This is a genomic window from Virgibacillus sp. GM2-2, assembly GCF_055329585.1.
This window is the reverse complement of the sequence record NZ_JBUZWC010000008.1, coordinates 22,871-45,355: the sequence shown is the minus strand read 5'-3', so window position 1 is coordinate 45,355 and position 22,485 is coordinate 22,871. Positions and strand designations below refer to the sequence as shown.

Annotated in this window: 18 protein-coding genes and 1 other annotated feature; of the genes, 7 read left to right on the top strand and 11 right to left on the bottom strand. The window is 36.8% G+C overall.

The window, feature by feature from the left end:
• Positions 1 to 106 precede the first annotated feature (106 nt).
• Positions 107 to 733, bottom strand: coding sequence for a forespore capture DNA-binding protein RefZ (gene refZ, locus ACY9Z2_RS11145; RefSeq protein ID WP_463609715.1), 627 nt, complete (start codon positions 731 to 733; stop codon positions 107 to 109).
• Between the two features lie 167 nt (positions 734 to 900).
• Here refZ and ACY9Z2_RS11140 point away from each other — a divergent pair, with 167 nt between their 5' ends.
• Positions 901 to 1,383: a GAF domain-containing protein gene (locus ACY9Z2_RS11140; protein ID WP_463609714.1), complete on the top strand. Its 483-nt coding sequence runs from the start codon at positions 901 to 903 to the stop codon at positions 1,381 to 1,383.
• Between the two features lie 818 nt (positions 1,384 to 2,201).
• Here the strand turns inward: ACY9Z2_RS11140 and ACY9Z2_RS11135 are convergent.
• Complete coding sequence (locus ACY9Z2_RS11135) at positions 2,202 to 4,040, bottom strand: sensor domain-containing diguanylate cyclase (RefSeq protein ID WP_463609713.1); 1,839 nt, start codon at positions 4,038 to 4,040, stop codon at positions 2,202 to 2,204.
• A 375-nt stretch (positions 4,041 to 4,415) separates the two neighbouring features.
• On the opposite strand from ACY9Z2_RS11135, the gene rpsD reads away from it, so the two are divergent.
• Positions 4,416 to 5,018, top strand: a complete 603-nt coding sequence (gene rpsD, locus ACY9Z2_RS11130; RefSeq protein ID WP_463609712.1) for a 30S ribosomal protein S4 — start codon at positions 4,416 to 4,418, stop codon at positions 5,016 to 5,018.
• Positions 5,019 to 5,248: 230 nt separating this feature from the next.
• On the opposite strand, the gene tyrS is transcribed toward rpsD, so the two are convergent.
• Both tyrS and ACY9Z2_RS11120 read right to left on the bottom strand, forming a co-directional pair.
• Positions 5,249 to 6,520 carry a tyrosine--tRNA ligase gene (gene tyrS / locus ACY9Z2_RS11125; RefSeq protein ID WP_463609711.1) on the bottom strand — a complete coding sequence of 424 codons (1,272 nt, stop codon included), beginning with the start codon at positions 6,518 to 6,520 and terminating at the stop codon, positions 5,249 to 5,251.
• Between the two features lie 143 nt (positions 6,521 to 6,663).
• Positions 6,664 to 6,869: a binding site (T-box leader), on the bottom strand.
• An 11-nt stretch (positions 6,870 to 6,880) separates the two neighbouring features.
• The gene (locus ACY9Z2_RS11120) at positions 6,881 to 7,480 is read right to left on the bottom strand and encodes a biotin transporter BioY (RefSeq protein WP_463609710.1); all 600 of its coding nucleotides are present in this window, start codon (positions 7,478 to 7,480) and stop codon (positions 6,881 to 6,883) included.
• A 144-nt stretch (positions 7,481 to 7,624) separates the two neighbouring features.
• Between ACY9Z2_RS11120 and ACY9Z2_RS11115 the strand changes: the two genes are divergently transcribed.
• From ACY9Z2_RS11115 to ACY9Z2_RS11100, 4 genes are all read left to right on the top strand, one after another.
• Positions 7,625 to 10,594, top strand: coding sequence for a transglycosylase domain-containing protein (locus ACY9Z2_RS11115; RefSeq protein WP_463609709.1), 2,970 nt, complete (start codon positions 7,625 to 7,627; stop codon positions 10,592 to 10,594).
• A gap of 143 nt (positions 10,595 to 10,737) precedes the next feature.
• Positions 10,738 to 11,391, top strand: coding sequence for a GNAT family N-acetyltransferase (locus tag ACY9Z2_RS11110; protein ID WP_463609708.1), 654 nt, complete (start codon positions 10,738 to 10,740; stop codon positions 11,389 to 11,391).
• Positions 11,392 to 12,042, top strand: coding sequence for an acetoin utilization AcuB family protein (locus ACY9Z2_RS11105; RefSeq protein ID WP_463609707.1), 651 nt, complete (start codon positions 11,392 to 11,394; stop codon positions 12,040 to 12,042). It begins immediately after the preceding gene.
• Positions 12,039 to 13,199, top strand: a complete 1,161-nt coding sequence (locus ACY9Z2_RS11100) for an acetoin utilization protein AcuC (RefSeq protein ID WP_463609706.1) — start codon at positions 12,039 to 12,041, stop codon at positions 13,197 to 13,199. Before ACY9Z2_RS11105 ends, ACY9Z2_RS11100 begins: the two co-directional genes overlap by 4 nt.
• Positions 13,200 to 13,221: 22 nt before the next feature.
• Here the strand turns inward: ACY9Z2_RS11100 and motS are convergent, their stop codons facing one another.
• The 4 genes from motS to ACY9Z2_RS11080 all read right to left on the bottom strand — a co-directional run bounded on the left by motS (position 13,222) and on the right by ACY9Z2_RS11080 (position 17,220).
• Entirely contained in the window at positions 13,222 to 14,007 is a 786-nt protein-coding gene (gene motS / locus ACY9Z2_RS11095; RefSeq protein WP_463609705.1) for a flagellar motor protein MotS, read from the bottom strand.
• Positions 13,997 to 14,824, bottom strand: coding sequence for a flagellar motor protein MotP (motP, locus tag ACY9Z2_RS11090; protein WP_463609704.1), 828 nt, complete (start codon positions 14,822 to 14,824; stop codon positions 13,997 to 13,999). The genes motS and motP overlap by 11 nt, the downstream gene beginning before the upstream one ends.
• A gap of 134 nt (positions 14,825 to 14,958) precedes the next feature.
• The gene (gene ccpA / locus ACY9Z2_RS11085; protein WP_463609703.1) at positions 14,959 to 15,954 is read right to left on the bottom strand and encodes a catabolite control protein A; all 996 of its coding nucleotides are present in this window, start codon (positions 15,952 to 15,954) and stop codon (positions 14,959 to 14,961) included.
• Between the two features lie 189 nt (positions 15,955 to 16,143).
• Positions 16,144 to 17,220: a bifunctional 3-deoxy-7-phosphoheptulonate synthase/chorismate mutase gene (locus ACY9Z2_RS11080; protein WP_463609802.1), complete on the bottom strand. Its 1,077-nt coding sequence runs from the start codon at positions 17,218 to 17,220 to the stop codon at positions 16,144 to 16,146.
• Positions 17,221 to 17,635: 415 nt separating this feature from the next.
• Here ACY9Z2_RS11080 and ACY9Z2_RS11075 point away from each other — a divergent pair, with 415 nt between their 5' ends.
• Positions 17,636 to 19,759 (top strand): cell division protein FtsA, encoded by a 2,124-nt coding sequence (locus ACY9Z2_RS11075; RefSeq protein ID WP_463609702.1) that lies wholly within the window; start codon positions 17,636 to 17,638, stop codon positions 19,757 to 19,759.
• An 82-nt stretch (positions 19,760 to 19,841) separates the two neighbouring features.
• Here ACY9Z2_RS11075 and ACY9Z2_RS11070 read toward each other — a convergent pair whose 3' ends face one another.
• From ACY9Z2_RS11070 to murC, 3 genes are all read right to left on the bottom strand, one after another.
• Entirely contained in the window at positions 19,842 to 20,264 is a 423-nt protein-coding gene (locus ACY9Z2_RS11070; RefSeq protein WP_463609701.1) for a YtxH domain-containing protein, read from the bottom strand.
• Between the two features lie 23 nt (positions 20,265 to 20,287).
• A complete protein-coding gene (locus ACY9Z2_RS11065) occupies positions 20,288 to 20,692 on the bottom strand; it encodes a DUF948 domain-containing protein (protein ID WP_463609700.1) in 405 nt (134 codons plus the stop codon).
• 301 nt (positions 20,693 to 20,993) lie between these two features.
• On the bottom strand, positions 20,994 to 22,319 hold the full coding sequence (gene murC / locus ACY9Z2_RS11060) for a UDP-N-acetylmuramate--L-alanine ligase (RefSeq protein WP_463609699.1): 1,326 nt from the start codon (positions 22,317 to 22,319) through the stop codon (positions 20,994 to 20,996).
• Between the last annotated feature and the right edge of the window lie 166 nt (positions 22,320 to 22,485).

The window sequence follows — 22,485 nt, the reverse complement described above, 5'->3', positions numbered from 1 at the left end:
TTAATAATTGCAAAACGCTAATTCTGAGATTATTATACTAATGATACCATGTAAATAGCATTTTTGGCTAAAAAATTACAAATAAATTGCGGATTTTACATATTTTTTAATGATTAGCAAGTTGAGCAGTTTCCGAAGTTAGAAAATCCAACCATTTGTGGATAACTTTTGTATAATTTTGTGCAAATAGTTGATGTGAGGTTTTACCTGCGACCTGATTTTTCCATTCATTTTGTAATACATATGGTGTCATGAGCATTCCCTTTAGCTGCATTAACAAAAATTGATGCTCTGTTCCGTTTTTATGATTTTTAGGTAAGCTTGCAAAAAATGTATTGCTGATCATGTAGTTTTCCTTTGCCAAGTAAGTAACTGTCATTTCACGAACAAAAATAGAGTCAAGTGAGAGTTCCCGATGGATAAAACAAGAGAATTGATGATTATTTTGTTTATACTGTATAATAGCATCAATTAAGAGCTTCAATCTCGATAAAGGGGTGTCGGTTTCAGTTGTTTCAAGAACTTCTTCCATCGTAGCCAAATATGTTTCATAATAATTCGTTACAGCATGTTCTAACAGTCCTTGTTTACTATTAAAATAGTAGCTGATTAATGAGACATTGACGGAAGCCTTATCAGCAATATCACGTACGGAAGTGCCGTGAAATCCCTTCTGAAAAAATAATGATGAAGCTGCATCTATAACCTTTTGCTTAGTTGGATTTTTTTTCATCGAAATTCAACTCCTTATAGTGAGTGTTCAAACAGGTAATTATTACCCGATTTTTTGAACAACCTCTTATTGTTATTTTACGACAGAGTAAGCTTTAATCCTGCAATTTCTTCTCGACAATTAACGCAAGTCAAGGTCGAAATTTATCAAACGGAAGGAAAATGTTTATGTTTCAAGCTAGCAACTATACAGGAGACCGTGTAAAGGATTATCAGTTATTGTTGCAACAAACGAAAGCTTTACTAGATGGAGAACCTGACGTAATCGCTAATTTATCTAATGCTTCAGCAATTTTAAATCAATTTCTTGAAAATGTGAATTGGGTTGGTTTTTATATATGGAAAGAAAACGAGTTAGTTTTGGGACCATTTCAAGGCCTTCCAGCTTGTATACGTATCCCATACGGTAAGGGTGTTTGCGGCACAGCAGTAGAAACAAAAGAAACACAGCTAGTTGAGGATGTTAACGCTTTTCCAGGTCATATTGCATGCGATAGTGCAAGTCAATCAGAAATTGTTGTACCACTCGTAGTAAATAATGAAATTTATGGAGTACTAGATATTGATAGCCCAAGTATAAACAGATTCGATGAGATTGACAAAGAGTATATCGAAAAATTTGCCGAAATTGTACAGTCAGCTTTACGTTAAAGAAAACCTTCCAAAACAGTAACTAGTTTTGGAAGGTTTTTTCGTAAACATTGTTGCTACTTAACTTTCGTATTTGATGTAAGCTGTGCACCTGATAAAAATTCATGTTTATAGTAACTACATTGTTGATTTCCGCTTCGAGCAAGGCTAGTGAAATAACATTTTTTCGAGCTTACTGGAATGATTGCATGCAGGAGGGCAGCTAGCGGACACACGATTCCTTATTTGTTTAAAATAAGGGCAGATGCGGTTGTTATCGGACTCAGGATACCTTATTTGGGTAAAAACAGTTGAAAATCATGTTTTTTATCCGAATAAGGAATCGTATGTCCGTTACCCCTCAAAATAAAGGGAAAAAAGGTAAATAAGGCATCCTCAGTCCGATACCAATTAGTGTCCTTGACGTACTATTCGTTCTTCAGAATGTTTAGTTTACAGTTGAAGAAAATTGTGAATTAGTGAAAATTAATGTTAATGGTAACAGCAACGCTGACTTCCGCTGCCGGCAAAGCTAGTGAAGTAACATTTTCGACCGTACTGGAAAGATTGCATGCAGGATGGCAGCTAGCGGACACATGATTCCTTATTTGTGAGAAATAAGGGTAAATGTGGTTGTTATCGGACTCAGGATTCCTTATTTAGGTAAAAACAGTTGAAAATCATGTTTTTCAGCTGCATAAGGAATCGTGTGTCCGTTAACGCTCAAAATAAAGCTAAAAAAGGTAAATAAGGAATCCTCAGTCCGATACCAAGCAGTCGCTAGCCCCCTAAATTAGTTCGCACTTTACAGGTATTGTTACAAAAACAACAAGCTTTTATCATGTCTTCATTTCTTCCATGTCTTTTACAACACAATTTTTACCTGTATTCTTGGCTTTATATAACGCTTTGTCAGCTCGCACAAATAAATCCTTTACATCAACTTTCGTCGTCTTATCCCACGTCGCAACCCCACAGGATAATGTAACTTTGGGATCAGTAAAGTTCTCAGCCTGCTTTCTAATTTGAGTAGCAATATGCACCCCTTCATCGACAGTTGCATTGGATAAATAGATCGCTAACTCTTCTCCTCCCCATCTGGCAGGGATATCATTTTCTCCCGTATGTGCTTTAATAATGGAAGCCACTTGAATAATGACCTCGTCACCAATGTGGTGGCCATACGTATCATTAATTCTCTTAAAATCATCAATATCAAGGATAATTAATGTACCTCGTTCATCCTTCACTAAATCTGTTTCTATTTGTTCTTCTAAATGATTACGTGAATACAATTTCGTTAAATAGTCGGTTATTGCAACAGCCTTCAGCTTATCATTTAGTATAGAATTTGTGAGCGCTAACGTAAAATGCTGTACGAGTGATTGCATGAGTTTAAAGTGATCAAACGAAAAAGCATATTTGTTTTCATGTGTAATAATGATTACACCGTGAATCGTACCAGCGTGAAGCATAGGAATTGCCATCACAGAAGAAAAAGCAAAGTCTGATAGTTCAATTGTGTAATTTCCACTAAAGATTGCTTCTTTTTTACTCATTACTTGGTTGAATATAAAGTCAGCATGTTCTGCTCCATCGTTAGTAAAGAAATAGTTCGTACTTCCTGACAACACATTAACTAGATGGTTTTGTGTTTCACCTGTGTATACAAAGCCGACCTGTGAAGCGCCACTTGCTTCTATAATTTTGTTCCGTATGATGGTGGTTATTTCAACAATATTTAAATTTGAATTTAATGCATGAGTGGCGTCATTAATTAGTTTTAAATCTTCAACCAAATGCTTAGAATTTTCATATAGAATAGCACTCTCAATCGCCTTCCCAGCAATACTTGCTAGTTTTGCAGTAAATTCGATTTCTTTTTGCGGAAAATCCACTGCGCTTTCTGTTAACAATTGGAGAACGCCATAAACACCTTGTTTACCGCGTAAAGGAGCATATAAACAAGTTATTTTTTCCTTTAGACGATCTTCAAGCTGAATTTCACCAGTGATAAACGCTTGTGTGCTTACCCTTTTTGTTGCATCATCACTATACTCTATGGTTTTAATTGGTAAGTTTGACGATTCTTCTTCCTCGTAATCTTGTGAGAGCAAGATATTGTAATCAAATTGGGGATATAACGTATTCATTGCTTTTGTTAATTCGGTCAATATATTTTTTTTCGTAATAACTTCATAAAACTTTGTCGTTAAATCAAACAAGAAAGCATTTCTTTTTTCATTTTCCTTGTTTAAATTGTAATTATTTACGATGTTTAAAACATTTTCAATTTCATCTTTTATAATACGTAATAATTCGTTGGTAAATCGTTCATCTTCCAGTTGGTGCGCTAGTAATACGATAACATGTGGCTCAACTTCTATATCGAATGGTAAAATGCGAGCTGTTAATTCACTTTTCGTCTTAACTAGCAATTCAGTGGAATGTGTAATTTGATCAATTTCTGGAACCAATTCGTTATGATCTGTAATTTTCTCATACATCTGTTTCCAATGATTATAAGAATATGTAGCAACAATAGGTATTTCTAACAAATTCTGAATTCGTATAGAGATAGTTTTAAGTACTTTTCTATAGGAGTAATTTTCCAGCTTTAATAAGATTTCATAGCAGATATTTCTTATTTCTCCTTTTAGTTGATTGTAGTCTACCATCTATGATCACCTATCATCATATATATTTTATACATTTATAGTTAATGTCCCGATAAATTTTTGAATATTATAGATACATTATATAGCAAATAGGAGATTTTTCCTATAAAATCTTCTCAAAATATATTTTTCTTTTATTCGTGGATATAATAAAATCATTGACTTCTAAGCAGGAAACAGATATACTGTTCGTTGTGTAAAATAAAAAGGTAGCCTTTGTGAGCCGCCGCTTGTCATCATTTTGTTCCTCAAGATTTGAGGTGTATCGTGTAACTCTCTGCTGCTGGAGCGATGGTACATGAAAACATAATGAGCATCGGATAGGAACACGGTCTCTTATTTTATGCAAATAACATAAAAAGGAGGAAATGTCTTATGTCACGTTATACTGGATCAGTATGGAAGAAATCACGTCGTCTTGGCATTTCATTAACTGGAACTGGTAAGGAACTAGATAAACGCCCTTACGCTCCTGGTCAACATGGACCGAACCAAAGAAAGAAAATCTCTGAATACGGTTTGCAACAACAAGAGAAGCAAAAACTACGCTTCATGTATGGATTGAACGAACGTCAATTCCGTAACTTGTTCGATCAAGCTGGTAAACAAAAAGGTATTCATGGTGAAAACTTCATGATTCTTCTTGAATCTCGTCTTGATAACCTTGTTTATCGTGCAGGTCTTGCTCGTACACGCAGACAAGCTCGTCAGCTAGTAAACCACGGTCACGTAACAGTAGATGGTAAACGCGTTGATATTCCATCATACCGTATGAAGCCAGGTCAAGTATTTGGTTTACGTGAAAAATCACAAAAACTAGATATCGTTAAAGAAGCAATCGAAGTGAACAACTTTGTTCCTGATTATCTAACTTTCGATGCGGATAAACTGGAAGGAAGCTACTCTCGCTACCCAGAGCGTACTGAACTTCCTGCTGAAATTAATGAAGCGCTTATCGTAGAATTCTACTCTCGTTAAGTTATAACGAAAAACCTAGAAACCGTGTTTATACGGATTCTAGGTTTTTTATTTTGCGTCTAAGATCTCAGGTTTGTTGTTTTTGATATAAAATCAATAGACTAAGAACTATTTTGACAGAAAATAACCGATCGAGACATCGCACTCAGTCTCCGCGGAATAACACTTCTTCGAAAAAGAAAATCGAAAGAACCTAAAAAACACGATCCTGTCACAGATCGTGTTTTTACTTATTGAAAGCGAACTAAAAAGTATTTCTTCTTTCCCCGACGAATTATCGTAAACGTATCTTCAATTTGATCCTCAGCAGTTATCGTGTGCTGTAAATCCTGATTTCGTTCACCGTTGATGTAGATCGCTCCATTTTGAATATCTTCCCTCGCTTGACGTTTGGATGAAGAAATTTTCGCTTCGACGAGCAAATCGATTAATCCAATATTTTCTTTTTGTCTATTGTGTGTTGGGACATCTTTAAACCCTTGCTCAATCTCTTTCCCAGTTAAAGCTTTTAAATCACCACTAAACAAGGAAGCAGAGATTTTTTGTGCCTGTTCTACAGCTTCTTGACCATGTACTACTTTCGTAACTTCTTCAGCTAATCGTTTTTGCGCTAAGCGTTCTTCTGGTTTCTCATCAACTGCTTTTGTTAGTTGATCCACTTCATCTTGATCCAGGAACGTAAAGTATTGAATAAATTTAATCACATCGCGGTCATCTGTATTAAACCAAAATTGATAAAATTCATATGGCGTTGTTTTTTCAGGATCCAGCCATACAGCACCACCTGCAGTTTTTCCAAACTTAGTGCCATCAGCTTTAGTAATTAACGGAACAGTCAATCCAAACACATTAACTTCCTCATCCATATTTTCACGGGAACGACGGATTAATTCCATTCCAGCAGTAATATTCCCCCACTGGTCACTGCCACCGATTTGCAAGGTGCAATTTTCTTGCTCGTAAAGTTTGAGAAAGTCTAACGATTGAAGAATCATGTAGCTGAATTCAGTAAACGAAATTCCTTGTTCAATTCGAGCAGACACTGATTCTTTTGCAAGCATATAGTTAATGCCAAAATGCTTTCCTGCATCACGTAAAAAATCAATAACAGTCATGCTGGCTAACCAATCATGATTGTTTCTAGCAACTGCCGCATTTTCACCTTTATCAAATTCGAGTAAATGAGCCAACTGCTGCTTAATTTTTTCACTATATCCTTTTACCACATCATCACTATTTAACGAACGTTCGGATGAGCGACCACTCGGATCGCCGATCATTCCAGTTCCTCCACCAATCAAACCGATAGGCTTATGCCCCGCGCGTTGAAATCGTTTTAACATATACACTGGAACAAGATGACCAATGTGCAGACTATCACCAGTTGGGTCAAATCCACAGTAAACGGTAACCTGGTTCTCGTTTAAATGTTTTTCAAGTCCTTCGTAATCGGTTGTTTGATGCAACAATCCACGTCTTTCTAGCTCTTTTAATACTGACATTGTTACCACACTCCTATTTTAGTGTTAAAAAACTCGGCATTCGCCTCGCCCTTAATAGCGAATGCCGAAGTTTTTCTTATAAGGTCAACCACATTTTGTACTTTCTGACGTTGAAATAAAAAACTCCCGTCCCCTACATTGTAGAAAGGGACGAGAGTTGACTTCGCGGTACCACCCTTGTTGCATAGAAATGCCACTTTGGGTTTGTTAACGATGGGGTTTCACCGTTTTCTTATTCAAGAAAAAGCTCCAGATTGTAATTCGTTTACAAATATATGTCAGCTTCCACCACCCGCTAACTCTCTATAATAGGGATTTGCTCACTACTTCGATCCTTCAATGCATGTAATGATTTAATTATTATATATTTTTACCATACTTATAAAATAATTGCAATAACCTTATGCTTTTTAGTGGGAATAACAAATTTGCTTGCACAAGTCTTTTTCTTACAGTAACTCCAATCCAGCTTGCTAAAAATGCTTTAATTAACCCGACCACGATAAATGGATATACCCCTGATGCAAGTGCTTGAGACCAGGTTAAGTCTAGCACAAATTTCAACTGGATAGTTCCCATTATAAGTGTGATAATCATCCCCACTGTGTTAGCAATCATTGCCATTGTTATCGTAAATTTGCTTTTTTCCAAAATGAAACCTGTAGCATAAGCAGCTAAAATAAATCCAAAAATATACCCTCCTGTCGGACCGATCAATACATGTGCTCCACCACTAAAACCCGCAAATACTGGTGCTCCAACCGCCCCGACTGCTGCATAACAAATCATCGCAATAGCACCAAGTCTACTTCCAATGATTGTCGCCGTTATTCCAACTGCCAGCGTTTGACCACTTATTGGTACAAGCGGAAGCGGAACTTCTATCTGAGCCATAACTGCTGTAATTGCAGCAAACATAGCACAAATGACTAAATTTTTTACTTTCGAATTGTACTTCATTATTGTACTCCTCCTTTTATGTAAACCTAATAGAAAATAAGTTAACATAAAAGAACTAGTTTTGGAATCATTTCTTCAAAAGTTATTATTTTTACTAGATAACTAGTATGGTATAATATGGGGTGAATATTTAGGAGGTCTAATATGGATGAAATTAAAAAAGTATTAGATAAATCGTATAAAAAAGTCAAATCTCTCTGGGAGCAAGGAAAAATTCAACGCACCTCAAGGGTTACATATGATGTCACTTGGAATATTATCTTATTCTTTATCATTATTGGTGTTATTGGATTATTTTTTGCTGGCGGAGTTGGAGCTGGTTACTTTGCTTCTTTAGTAAAAGATGAACCTATACGAAGCTATGAAAGCATGAAAAAGGATATCTATAACTACGAAGAAACGTCGACAATATATTTTGCAGAAAATAAATATTTTGGAGATATTCGATCAGATATCATGCGTGAAGAGGTAAAACTCGAAAATGTTTCTGATACATTAATTAACGCAGTCATCGCTACTGAAGATCGAAATTTTAAAGAACATGAAGGTGTTGTTCCAAAAGCGATCTTACGTGCAGTTGTTCAAGAAGCAACAAATGCCGCTGTGAAAACAGGCGGTAGTACTTTAACGCAACAATTAATTAAAAATCAGATTCTTACGAACGAAGTTTCTTTTGAACGTAAAGCAAAAGAGATTTTACTAGCCTTACGTTTAGAAAGATTCTTTAAAAAAGATGAGATTTTAGAAGCATATCTTAATATAGTTCCATATGGTAGAGAAGCATCTGGACGAAACATTGCAGGAATTCAAACAGCAGCACAAGGAATTTTTGGTGTAGACGCTGCAGATTTGAATTTACCGCAATCAGCCTATCTTGCTGGGCTTCCACAGAGCCCGTCCTATTACACGCCATATAAAAATAGTGGTGGATTAAAAGAACCAGCAGCATTACAACCTGGCATTGATCGAATGAAAACAGTGTTAGACAGAATGTATGAGGCTGAATATATTACGAAAAAAGAATACGAAAAGGCTTTAAATTATGATATCACGAAAGATTTTATTACGAAATCAAATACACCGATGGAAAAGTATCCGTATTTGATGTTTGAAGCGGAAGCACGAGCAAAGAACATTTTAGCAGAGAAAATCGCGAAAGAAGACGGGTATACTGTCGAACAACTTGAAAAAGATGAAAAGCTAAAAGAAGAATACATGATTCGTGCAGATCGTGCTTTACGCCAAAACGGATATAAAATCCATACGACAATTGATAAAAAAACGTATGTTGCTTTTCAAGAAATTGTAAAGAACTATGATTACTATGGACCGAAAAGTGACTGGTATTGGACGGATCCGAAAACAGGAAAACGATATCATATCGTGGAGCCTGTTCAAACCGCTGGAATGCTAATAGAAAATGCAACAGGTAGAATTATTAGCTTTGTCGGTGGACGCGGCTACTCACAAGAAAATCAATTAAACTATGCGACAGAAGCAATTCGATCAAATGGTAGTACAATGAAACCATTACTTGATTATGCACCTGCTTTTGAAGAAGGTTTATTACAGCCAGCTAGTGTTTTAGATGACATTCCTACAACATATGGCTCGTATTCACCTGATAACTATACAACTAATTACCATGGACTTGTGACGGCTAGAAAAGCACTTGCCGAATCCTTTAACGTCCCTGCTATTCAAGTGTATAACATGCTAATGAATAGAGGAATTGGTCAAAAGTATATAGAAAAAATGGGCATTACTACCATTGGCGAAAAGGAATATAGTAACCTGGTACTTGGTATTGGAGCAACAACCTATGGTACAACTATTGAAGAAAATATAAATGCTTATGGAACTTTTGCAAATGGCGGTAAATTTGTAGATGCTTATATGATTGAAAAAATTACTACCAAAGATGGCAAAACTATCTATGAACACGAATCCAAGCCAGTAAAAGTATTCTCGCCACAAACTGCATACTTAACAACAGATATCTTAAGAGACGTTTTAGATTATGGTACAGCTACTTTCTTACAATCGCATATTGATATGTCAATAGATTGGGCCGGCAAATCTGGAACTTCGCAGGAGTGGAAAGATTCGTGGTTTGTTGGATACAATCCTAACGTAACTTTTGGCACATGGATAGGATATGATACACCGTCTAGTTTAAATGCATGTGACCCTAACTGTATGCGATACAACGAGCGAAATCTTTTACTCTGGTCTAAACTTATGAACAAAGCGATTGAAATCAACCCAGAGTTAATGGCTCCATCAAAAAACTTTGAGCGACCAGATGGAATCGTATCACGCAGTTACTGTGCTATTTCAGGGAATGCACCGTCAGACTTATGTAGTAAAGCAGGTCTGGTATATTCCGATATTTATAATGCAAAATACGTACCAAACAAGACAGATAACAGTCTGACAACTGGAGCGTATGTATTGGTCGATGGCAAAGCAGTTATAGCTGGACCAAATACACCAGAAGAATTCGTAAATGGTGATGGATTAACGTTTAATCCAGAATTTATTCAGAAACATAATTATGATCGTCTGAGTGACTTGACAAAATTATTCCCATCTAGAGATCGAGCTAAGTGGGAAAAAATCGGCGTTCCAAGTGGTGATGTTGGTTCTGCTATCGAGGATGACGGAAAAGCACCTGCTGCGCCATCATCAATCAAAAAATCAGGAAGTACACTTACTTGGTCTGATTCAAGTAGTAAAGATGTTGTAGGCTATCGAATTTACCAGGCGTCAAATCCAGACGGTTCGTTTAAATTAATTGGAAACACGACGTCGACTGGGTTTAACGTCGGAGGTGGCAAAGCGGTTTATCGAGTAGAAGCTGTTGACTACTTTGGAATAGAATCAAGTCCATCTAAAGCAGTCGTGGTTGGTGACTTTTCAAAGCCGGAACCGAAGCCAGAGCCGCCAGAGCCTAAAAAGCCGGATAAACCTGAAAAACCAGATGATCCAGGGGATGGCGATAATCCGCCAGATAAACCTAACAGTGGTGATGGCCCAACTCCACCACCGACTGAACCGCCTGCACAAGATGACGACGATCCTAAACCAGAAACCGATGACAATCCAGAATAATTCTATTAAACCTATAGGGGCATACCCTATAGGTTTTTTATGTACTAAGAAAAAGTCATATTCAACTTATCACTAAAAATCAAGTCAAATATCCTGTATAATAAAAAACAAGAAATTTACATTTAGAAGTAGGCGGTGAAAATATGAAGCATGTGAAGTCTCATCAATCATTAACTCACGATACTACTTATGGGGATATTGTCATCGAAGGGCCACTTCCTTCATCAGAATTGAAAAAATATCATTTTCATGAACATTTAACAGCATTTCGTAAGGCACCGAAGCAGTTTGAAGCAATAATGAACATCGCAGACTTTCCAGAGGGTCGGATTATCGTTGCACGTACATCAGATACCATTATCGGTTATGTTACTTACTTGCACCCTGATCCACTGGAACGTTGGTCCGAGTTTAATATGGAAGATTTGATAGAACTTGGGGCCATTGAGGTTATTCCTCAGTACAGAGGTTCTAGAGTTGCTTCTGGATTATTAAAAGTGTCCATGATGGATGATTACATGGAAAATTATATTGTAATCTCAACAGAGTATTATTGGCATTGGGATTTAGATGGAACAAAACTAAGTATTTGGGATTACCGAAAAGTGATGGAAAAAATGATGGCTGCTGGAGGACTTATTCCTGCACCAACAGATGATCCAGAAATCATTTCACATCCTGCTAACTGTCTAATGGTTCGTATTGGACAAAATGTACCAGATGAATCAATAGAGGAATTTGATAAGTTACGATTTTTACAACGACATCAATATCGATCTATGAGGGAGGGCTTATAGGTGTTAGTTGAAGAAATTATGAATAGAAATGTAATTACTTTATCACCTAGTGCAACTATTGCTGAAGCGCTTAGGCTTTTGCAGGAAAATAAAATTAGACATATTCCAATTGTTGACGAAAATTTGTATGTTATCGGTATTGTTTCAGATCGAGATGTTCGGGATGCTAGTCCATCTATTCTTCAAGAGCAAGCAAAAGAAAATGTACTTCAGCATGAAATTCAAACCATTATGAGCCATCCTGTTGTAACTGTACACCCACTTGATTTTGTGGAGGAAGTTGCTGGTATATTTTATGATGAAGAGTTTGCTTGTGTACCAGTTGTACGTGATAACAAGCTAGTAGGAATGGTAACGGAAAAGGATATGCTTTATACCTTAATTCAATTAACTGGAACACACGTACAGAGTTCACATATTGAAGTTAAGGTCCCACATAAACCGGGTATTTTACCCGAGGTAGCGTCCGTTTTTGGAAAGCGAAAAACGAACATAACATCCGTGTTAGTTTATCCATATAACAATGATCCAAACTATAAAATCCTTGTCTTTCGTATCCAAACCATGAATCCTATGCCTGTTATTGAAGACTTACGCGAGGCTGGCTATGAATTAATGTGGCCAAATAATATAGTGGGGCCAAGGTCATGACGTGTAATGCTTCTTTTGTTTTTTCGGATGCTATGCTTGGTTATCATTTTCATGCAAATCATCCATTTAACCAAAAAAGGGTTGTTCTCACAAAGGATTTGTTAATGGCAACAAAAACATTAACCGACCAACAAATTATTGCGCCACGTAAAGCTACCGAAGAAGAACTGGCATTGTTTCATGATCGCGGATACATACAGGCAATTCAAAAAGCTAGTAACGGATTATTAAATGAAGAGGAAGGTTTGGCTTTTGGTATAGGTACAGAGGATACTCCTATTTTTGCTAACATGCATGACGCCTCGTGTTACCTTGTAGGAGGAACGTTGGAAGCAGTTGATGCAGTTCTTACGAAAAAAGTTGATCATGCCTTAAACTTAGGTGGCGGTTTGCATCATGGGTTTAAGCGTCGTGCTGCAGGATTTTGCATTTATAATGATGCTGCTGTAGCAATAAAATATATTCGTGAGAAATACGACTTAAAAGTGTTGTACGTCGATACGGATGCTCATCACGGAGACGGTGTTCAGTGGGCGTTTTATGAAGACCCAAATGTATGTACATTTTCAATCCATGAAACAGGGCGATACCTTTTTCCTGGCACAGGTAACATTAATGAACGTGGCATTAAAAATGGCCATGGTTATTCGTTTAATTTACCAATTGATGCATTTACTGAAGACGATTCTTTTTTACATCTGTATGAAACAGCTTTTAGGGAAATAGCGGATTATTTTCAGCCTGATGTAATCATTACGCAAAATGGTGCAGATGCACACTGTTTCGACCCTCTAACCCATTTATGCGCAACCATGGCTATTTATGAGGAAATTCCTAAATTAGCACATGAATTAGCTCACCAATACTGTGAAGGTAAATGGATCGCCTTAGGTGGCGGAGGTTATGATACCTGGCGTGTCGTGCCACGTGCATGGGCACAAGTGTGGAACGTAATGACCACCGGTAACCATCGATCAGGCAACATTCCAGGAGAGTGGCTTACTAAATGGCAATCTGAAGCTCCTGTTGAATTACCAATCAGCTGGCAGGATGACGACAGCATCGTTCCGACCATACCGAGAAAAGATGAAATAAATGAAAAAAATCGCAAAGTATTACAGAGTGCTTTAAAATATACGAAAAAAACGAGAGGGTAATTTGATAATTATCCTCTCGTTTTTATCGATTATTCTGGGTAGAATTTTCTAAAATAACAATTTCAACCCGACGATTCTTGCTCATATTTTCTGGACTATCGTTTGGCACAAGTGGCTTTGTATCACTATAGCCAACAATCGTAAAGCGCGATTCGTCGAAATTATTTTTATCCACTAAATAACGCACAACGCTACTTGCTCTCGCTCCTGAAAGCTCCCAGTTAGACGGATATCTGAAACTTGACATCGGTTTGCTATCAGTATGGCCTTCAACTTTGATTTCATTTGGTATTTTAGAAAGTAGTGAACCGATTTTGTTAAGAAATGGTTGTCCGGATTCCAAAATCTCAGCTTCACCAGGATCAAATAATATCAGTTCCTGTAAAACCAATACAACTCCACGTTCGTTTCGACTAGCTGAAATAACATTGTTTAATTCATTTGCATCTAAATATTGCTCAACATCTGTCATCAATTCGTTTAACGAGTCTTCTTTCTCTGCTTCATCATCTCGATCAGTCACATTTTTGAGCTGTGTCGGTGTTTGAAATTCATTTGATGTTTTCCCGCTTTCTAAATCGCTAGTATTTTCTGTTGGGTTTTCCATCGGGACTGGTGAAGGATAAAAATCAAATATCATTCGATTTTTAAATGATTCTGATATAGCCTCAAATTTCACTAAATCTATTTGTGACATAGAAAATAATAATATAAAAAATACTAGAATCAACGTTACCATATCAGAGTATGTAACCATCCATTTTGGTGCTCCAGTCGTTTTATTACGACGTGTAGGTCTACGCTTCATTTACGCTCTCCCCTACAAATGAGGATTCCTCTTCGTTGCTATCTTCTTTCTTTTTTATATCATTTGATAAAAAAGCACTTAGTTTCTCCTCTAAAATACGTGGGTTTTGACCTGATTGAACCCCAATTACGCCCTCAATGATAACCTGTTTGATAAATACTTCCTCTTCTGTTTTTGCTTCTAATTTGTTTGTCATTGGTACAAAAACTAGATTTGCTAGAACTGTCCCATACAACGTTGTTAATAACGCAACAGCCATACTTGGTCCTAAAGTGCTTGGATCCTGTAAGCTATTTAACATGAGAACGAGTCCGATAAGTGTACCTATCATCCCCCAAGCTGGCGCATATTCTCCAGCTTTATCTAATATGGTTCTTCCTTTATAATGTCTATCTTCCATAGCGGTAATTTCCGCATTCATTATATCACTGATTACTTCCGGTTCTATACCATCCACCGCTAGCAAAATTCCCTTTTTAATAAAAGGTTCATCAACATCTTCTAGTTCATTTTCCAATGCTAGAATTCCCTCTCGTCTTGCTCGTTCTGAAAGCCTAATAAAAAGTTGAATCAACTCTGGAAGTCGTTGGTCACTTTGAACAAACGCTTCCTTCATTACTTTAAATGTTAATTTAATTTGATCCATCTTAAAATTAATTAAAAGTGACGCAATAAGTCCCCCAATTACGATGAAAATAGAAGCGATATCTAAAAAGGACATTACCCCTTCTGTTCCACCGCTTGAAAGAATTGCCATCATAATCATGATAAATCCAAGTGTAATGCCGATTGGAGTTAAAATATCTCGTTTACGCATATTACTCTCCCCTAACGCTATGTAAATCATCAGAAAAACCTGTCCTTCGCCTTTGCACTAGGAGAATTTTGAGGTTTTTCTTCACTTAATTTGAAAAAATGAATTGTGATTTACTACTTATATCGACATTTTTTCTATTTTGTTGAGTTTCTTTCCACAATTCTATGCGGCAAAACAACTTTTTTTTCGGAGACTTCTTCTTTATTCATGTATTTTGTCAATAGGCGCATAGCTACAGCACCAATGTCATACATAGGCTGGACGATCGTTGACAATGTTGGACGCACCATCGATGCAAGTCTCGTATTATCAAATCCAAAGACCTCCAGATCACCAGGAACATTTAACCCTTTATCCTGCGCACCATGGATGACTCCAAGAGCCATTTCATCGGATGATACAAAAATAGCAGTCGGCTTGTTTTCCAACGTTAAGAAATGTTCAACCACTTCTATTCCAGAATCATACGTATAGTCACCATTGGCAACTAAGTCTTCTCTAACCTCAATTGAGGACTCTTGCAGGGCCCTTTTATAGCCAGCATATTTCTGTTTATTTATAATCGTATCATCTTCACCACGGATAAAAGCAATTTGCTTATTTCCCTTTTCGATTAAAAAGCTTGTTGCTTCAAATGCAGCTTGTTCATAATCGATATTCACCGACGGAATAGTAGCTGATTCATCATACGTGGCAGCAAGTACAACTGGAACAGACGCTTTTGAGAATTGTTCCACATGCTCATCAGTAATTGATCCGCCCATAAACAGAATTCCATCTACTTGTTTCTCAAGCATTGTATTAATCAATTGTAATTCCTTATCTTTATTTTGATCAGAATTACTTAAAATAATATTGTATTTATACATCGTTGCTATGTCTTCAATGCCTCGAGCAAGTTCAGCAAAAAATATACTTGAAATGTCTGGAATGATTGCTCCAACCGTGGTCGTTTTTTTACTAGCAAGTCCACGGGCAACCGCATTCGGTCGATAGCCTAAACGCTCGATTGTTGCCAGTACTTTTTTTCTGGTTGTTGGTTTAACATTTGGATTACCGTTTACAACACGTGAAACGGTTGCCATTGAAACATTTGCTTCCCTTGCGACGTCATAAATTGTTATGTTCATTATTCATTTGCCTCCTAGTTAAAAACTTCGCCCTCTTTTTCATCTATCATACTCTACCAACACATAAAATACAAAAATAATTATGACCGATCCTACGGAGGACCAGTCATATGGAACACTTGGTACCAAAGTTTTTCTAATACTTTAATCCATAAAATCTATACGTTTATACAGTGCAATATAAATAGCTTATATTCTTCCAGTTGATAGCGCGAAACTATCCAGTTCTTTCATAAAATGATGGAACGTTTCGATATCCATCTGTTGTGCAGAATCAGAGAGTGCTACTGCAGGGTCTGGATGAACTTCAGCCATAATTCCATCAGCTCCAATAGCTATTGCCGCTTTTGCAGTAGGTAAAAGCAAGTCCCTTCTTCCTGTGGAGTGCGTTACATCCACCATTACTGGCAAGTGGGTTTCTTGCTTTAAAATTGGTACTGCTGAAATATCAAGTGTATTTCGGGTTGCTTTTTCGTACGTCCGAATTCCCCGTTCACACAAAATAATGTTTCCATTTCCCCTAGAGATAATGTATTCAGCAGCATTGATAAACTCAGATATAGTAGCTGATAGTCCGCGCTTTAACAGTACAGGTTTATCGACATCTCCAGCTGCTTTCAACAGTTCAAAATTTTGCATGTTTCGTGCACCAATTTGAATAACATCTACATAATCAAGCGCTTCTTCAACATGTTCTGGATTTACAATTTCGCTTACTACCGCTAATCCATGTTCATCAGCAACCTGTTTTAATATCTTTAGTCCTTCAAACCCTAGTCCCTGAAAGTCATATGGTGATGTTCTAGGCTTAAACGCACCTCCGCGTAATAGCTTTATCCCATTATTTTTTACCGCTTCAGCAACCTTTGATACTTGCTCATATGATTCAACCGAGCAAGGACCCATAATGGAGTGAATTTTTCCATCACCGATTTGCCTACCATTTATATCGATGATTGTATCATCTGGCTTATTTTTTCTAGAAACAAGCAATTCTTTCCGGTGATCATCCTCTTGTAATTCAAGACTCGCCTTAAAAATTTCTTTGAAAATATGTTCTATTGTTGAATTTATAAATGGTCCATTGTTATGGGACGTAATTTGGTTAATCATTTCTCTCTCACGTACAGGATCAAATCGTTTCATTCCTTGTTTATGCTTAATTTGACCTATCTCTTGCACCAATTCGGCACGCTTATTAATTAATGTTAAGAGTTCTAAATTTACCTCATTCATTTGTTGACGGAGTACTTCCATTTGATTCATTTTCAATACATACACCCCTAATTTGCAGTTTATTATTAATAGAAAGTATGGTACATTTTGTAGTAATATAAGTGCGTGTTCAAAAAGGAGGATAAAAAGGACCAAGAAGTTCGAGGCAGCTTAGCTTTGAGTACCGGAACGTATGCTTTTAATACGTGAGGAAACGCTCTAACACGCAGGAAAAGCGTTTTTCTTTTCCAAGGAGCGGAAAAGCAAGCTAACGAGCTTCCACAGGATGTGGTGACTTCTACGTTGCCCACAGGACGTGGGCGGTTTTAGTAGAAGGTCCTATCTAATGTGTCATTTTTACCGGACTTTTTGAACAACCTCTATAAGAGAATTTATAAAGTATTCCTATACAGTTTATCTTAATTGAATTCGTTTTTGCAGTAAAAAAGATCGCGAGGAACCTAATATGAATGAAAAGTTATTTGCGCTAGATATAGGTACAAGGTCAGTAACAGGTATCCTATTAGAAAAAGATAATGATTCGTTTAGTATCATAGATTATTATACCATTGAACACACCGAACGTTCGATGCACGACGGACAGATTCATAATGTTCTTGCTGTATCCAACATTATACGTCAAGTCAAGGAACATTTAGAAGAAAAACATGGCACACTATCTTCTGTTAGCGTAGCTGCTGCAGGACGTTCGCTAAAAACAATCCAAACTGACGCTAAAGTTAAAATTAATCAACAACCTATCCTCAGCGAGGAAATCATTAAGCATCTTGAACTTTCAGCTGTCCAAGCAGCACAACAAAAGCTAGTTGACGAAAAGGAAAATGGTAAATATACCAATTACTACTGTGTTGGTTACTCTGTTCTCCATTACAAGCTAGATGGCGAACTCATAGGATCATTAATCGATCAAAATGGCGAGGAAGCAAGTGTAGAAATTATAGCTACTTTTTTACCAAAAGTAGTGGTTGAATCATTACTTGCAGCCTTGTCACGTGCTGATCTAGAAATGAATGCATTGACGCTTGAACCGATTGCAGCTATCCATGTTCTTATTCCAGAATCAATGCGAAAATTAAATATAGCCTTAGTCGATATTGGCGCTGGAACAAGTGACATTGCAATAACCGATAAAGGTACCGTTGCTGCATATGGAATGGTCCCGATTGCTGGTGATGAAATTACAGAGTCAATAAGTGAGAAATATTTACTAGATTTCCCTGTTGCGGAACAAACAAAACGAGATATTGTAATCAACGGTGAAGCTGTGGTACAAGATATTCTAGGTTTTGAAACTACCATTACATATGACACATTAACTGAAGATATAAAGGAATCCATTGATAACCTTGCTCAATCCATTACAAATGAAATTATTGAATTAAATTCGAAACCAACAAAGGCTGTTATGCTAATTGGAGGAGGCAGTTTAACGCCTACTATTACTTCGGCATTAGCAAACAAATTACAGTTACCTGAAAATCGCGTAGCCGTTCGTGGGATCGATGCTATTCAAAAGCTAGCTAATACTGATATTTTACCATCTGGGCCAGATTATATTACACCAATCGGCATCGCAATCGCCGCTAGGGAAAACCCGGTACATTATATTAGTGTTACTGTAAACGACCGAAGTGTACGCATGTTTGAAATGAAAGAGCTAACAATTGGGGACAGTCTTATTCAAGCTGGTATCGAGTTAAATAAATACTACGGTAAACCAGGCATCGCTTCGATTATTTCGATTAACGGAAAGCAAATTACTTTGCCAGGTGGTTTTGGAGAACCTCCAAAAATTTTTCTAAACAAAAAACCATCTACTGTGGATACCGTCATTCAAAATGACGATTATATAATTATTGAAAAAGGAAAAGATGGTGTAGCACCTCAAGCTACGATAGAGCAAGTGCTCAGTGATGTCCCAGAAATTACCATTCACTTTAATGGTCAACCAATGCAATTGGAGCCAATCTATCATGTTAATAATAACAAGAAAAATAAACAGTATATATTAGAGGATAACGATAAATTACATGTTACCTACATACGTACTGTACAAGATTTTCTTACCTATGCAAGTACAGAAAAGCTACAAATGGTTAAACCATTTACGGTCTACATTAACCAAAAACCTTACTCCGTAGAAGTTGGGGAGACGCAAATTTACGTAAATGAAGAAAAAGCACCGCTTTCACACCAATTAAAAAATGGAGATTCCCTAACGATTTCAAGTGCAAGCGAGCCAACAGTAAGTGATTTATTAGCACAACAAGAAGAAAAAGTGAAAGAAGTAATAACCATCACGTTTAATGGTAGTCCTATTGTTTTAGAACAGCACCGATTAAAAATAACTCGAGATAACCAAGAAGTTAATGAAGAAACGATACTTCAATCTAGTGACGAATTAAAAATAAAGCCACAAACAACTGAACCATTTATTTTTCAGGATATCTTTCGCTATATAGACATTGATCTAACAAAAATAACTAGTAATTTTAAATTGTATAAAAACAACGAAATTACTTCATTCGATGAAATTATTAAAGATGGTGATGAACTAGTAATTGAATAAACGAAAGCCTAAATCATTAGCGATTTAGGCTTTCTTATTAGATATCCTTTTCGAACAACTTCATTTAAATTAAGCTCATCGTTTATTTCTTTTCCAATTCTTCAGCAGCCTCTTCAATTGCTTCTGCTACATCTTCAGCCGCTTCTAGCGCCTCATCTTCTTTATTTCGTTTCTGTTGAATTTTGTCTTGGACCGAATTTTTTATGTCCTGTGTCTTCTGTGACAAGTTTTTAGTTGAATCAACAGCCTTGCTTTTAAGCTCAGATCCTTTCACATAAGCTCTGTCTTTCCAATCAGAACCTTTTTCATAAGCGACACTCTTCCATTCGCTAGCACGACCACGTACATCGCCAGCTCCTTGATTAAGGTCCCCACGTAATTCCTTACCTGATTTGGGTGCAAATAATAGTGCAACTGATGCACCAACCATACCTCCGATTAAAGTCCCGATCATAAAATCTTTGCTATTAATATTCTGACTCTCTTGGTTTTCTTGTTTTCCCATTCTGATTCCTCCTAATTTACTATTTATTTTTTCTTCTTATTCCAAATGTCCAATACAGCTGTTCCCCATTTAACTGCTTGAGATGCTTTTTCTTGGTTTTGCTCTGCAGCGCTTGAAACCTTTGTCGATATTCGTTTAAGTGATTGATTAAAATCCTTTACTGTTTCTCCGATTCCTTTTACACCTTCAAAAAGACCATTTAGCTTAGAAGATTTTTGATTAACGTCTTCGGCTAAGCGATTCGTTTTATTTAATAATGCGGTTGTTTCTGTTGTAATTCCTTGTAATTGTTTTTCTAAATCATCAACGGTGTCCGCAACATTATTTAACGTTCGTTGTGTAGCCTTTAAAGTCATTGCTAAATAAATGACAAGTACTGCGAATGCAATTGCAACGATGATTGCGGCAATATACAACAAATTCTCCATCTACTAGTTCAACTCCTTTTTTATGTATTTTCCCATGTTCAGACACGAAAAACGTAGTTATAATAGTAATACCCTTCTTTCGTGTGCATAAACATGCCTGTATTATGACAATTTTATCATAATGCATGGTCTAATCTCTACTATTAGCAAGTGCTTGTACAACTTTTATAGAAAACTTGTGTCCGATTAATTCAATTCGCCTAGACCCAGCAGTGCGAAGAAGGAGGCGATTTCTAAGCCAACAAGCGAAAAGAGATTATATACATTAAAAAAAGAGCCTACATGGAAGCAGGCTCTACTGTTATGCATTTCTTTCAATTGTTTGTATGTTTGTTTCTACATACTGTTCATAGGCTTGTTGGAATTTTTGAATGTCCCCTGCTCCCATGAAGATCAATACACTATCATCGTGTTCGACTAATACTTCTGTATGCTCGATATCCAGTGTTTTACTATTATCGACTAATTTTTGCAAATCGTTAATGGTAAGTTTTCCAGAATCCTCACGTGCCGAACCAAATATATCACATAGATAAACATGATCGGCTAAATTTAAGCTATCAGCAAATTCTTGCAAAAATGTTTTGGTACGAGTAAAAGTATGTGGCTGAAAAATTGCCACTACTGATTTGTTAGGGTATTTCTTTCTAGCGGAGTCAATTGTCGCTGTGATTTCACGCGGATGATGTGCGTAATCATCGATAAGCACCTGATTACCAGACTGTTTCTCTGTAAACCGACGTTTAACTCCACCAAACGTGCTAAGTGCTTTAATGGATTCAGCCTTCATCCCTTCGTAATGGCAAATTGCAATAACCGAAAGTGCGTTCAATATGTTATGATCTCCATGCATTGGTATGAAAAACGTATCATATAATGTATTTCGAACAAATACGTCGAACTCTGTACCAGCTTCCGTTTCTACCATGTTTTGGGCTTGGAAGTCATTTGTATTAGCAAATCCATAATAAACAACAGGTACCTTCGCCTGAATTTCCTGTAGTTGTTCATCATCGCCACAAGCAATAATTCCTTTTTTAACTCGGTCAGCCATTGACTGAAATGCCTCAAATACATCATCTATACTAGTGAAATAGTCCGGGTGATCAAAATCTATATTTGTCATTACTGCATAATCGGGTTCATACTTCAAAAAATGACGTCGATATTCGCACGCTTCAAAGACAAAATATTCACTATCCATGTGCCCCATACCTGTACCGTCGCCAATCAAATAGGATATCGGATACGTATTCCCTAGTACATGAGCAAGCAATCCAGTGGTAGATGTTTTCCCATGAGCCCCAGCAATAGCAATACTAGTATATTTTTTTAACCATTCACCTAAAAATTCATGATATCTATAAAAAGTAAGGCCACTTTCTCTTGCAGCTTTTATCTCCGGATGGTCGTCGGAAAAAGCATTCCCAGCAATAATCGTTAAATCATCTTTGATGTTATCTTCTGAAAAAGGAAGTATAGGAATATTTTTATCTTCAAGTGCCTCCTGCGTATAGAAACGTTTTTCCACATCAGATCCTTGTACGTCCTCACCTGAATCACTAAGGATCTGTGCCAACGCACTCATTCCCGTTCCTTTAATACCAATAAAATGGTAAGTTGTCATAAAAAAGAACCTCCAAATAAATATATAGGAAAAGCATTTACGCCTTAATCAGCCCCGTTAAAGCTTAGGGGACCTACCAAAAGTGTTTTACTTATAAGCTTTAAGGATTTTTGTGCGCTTAAGCTAAATAATTAAAAACGATAAATTAAATGTTAGAAAACTTGGC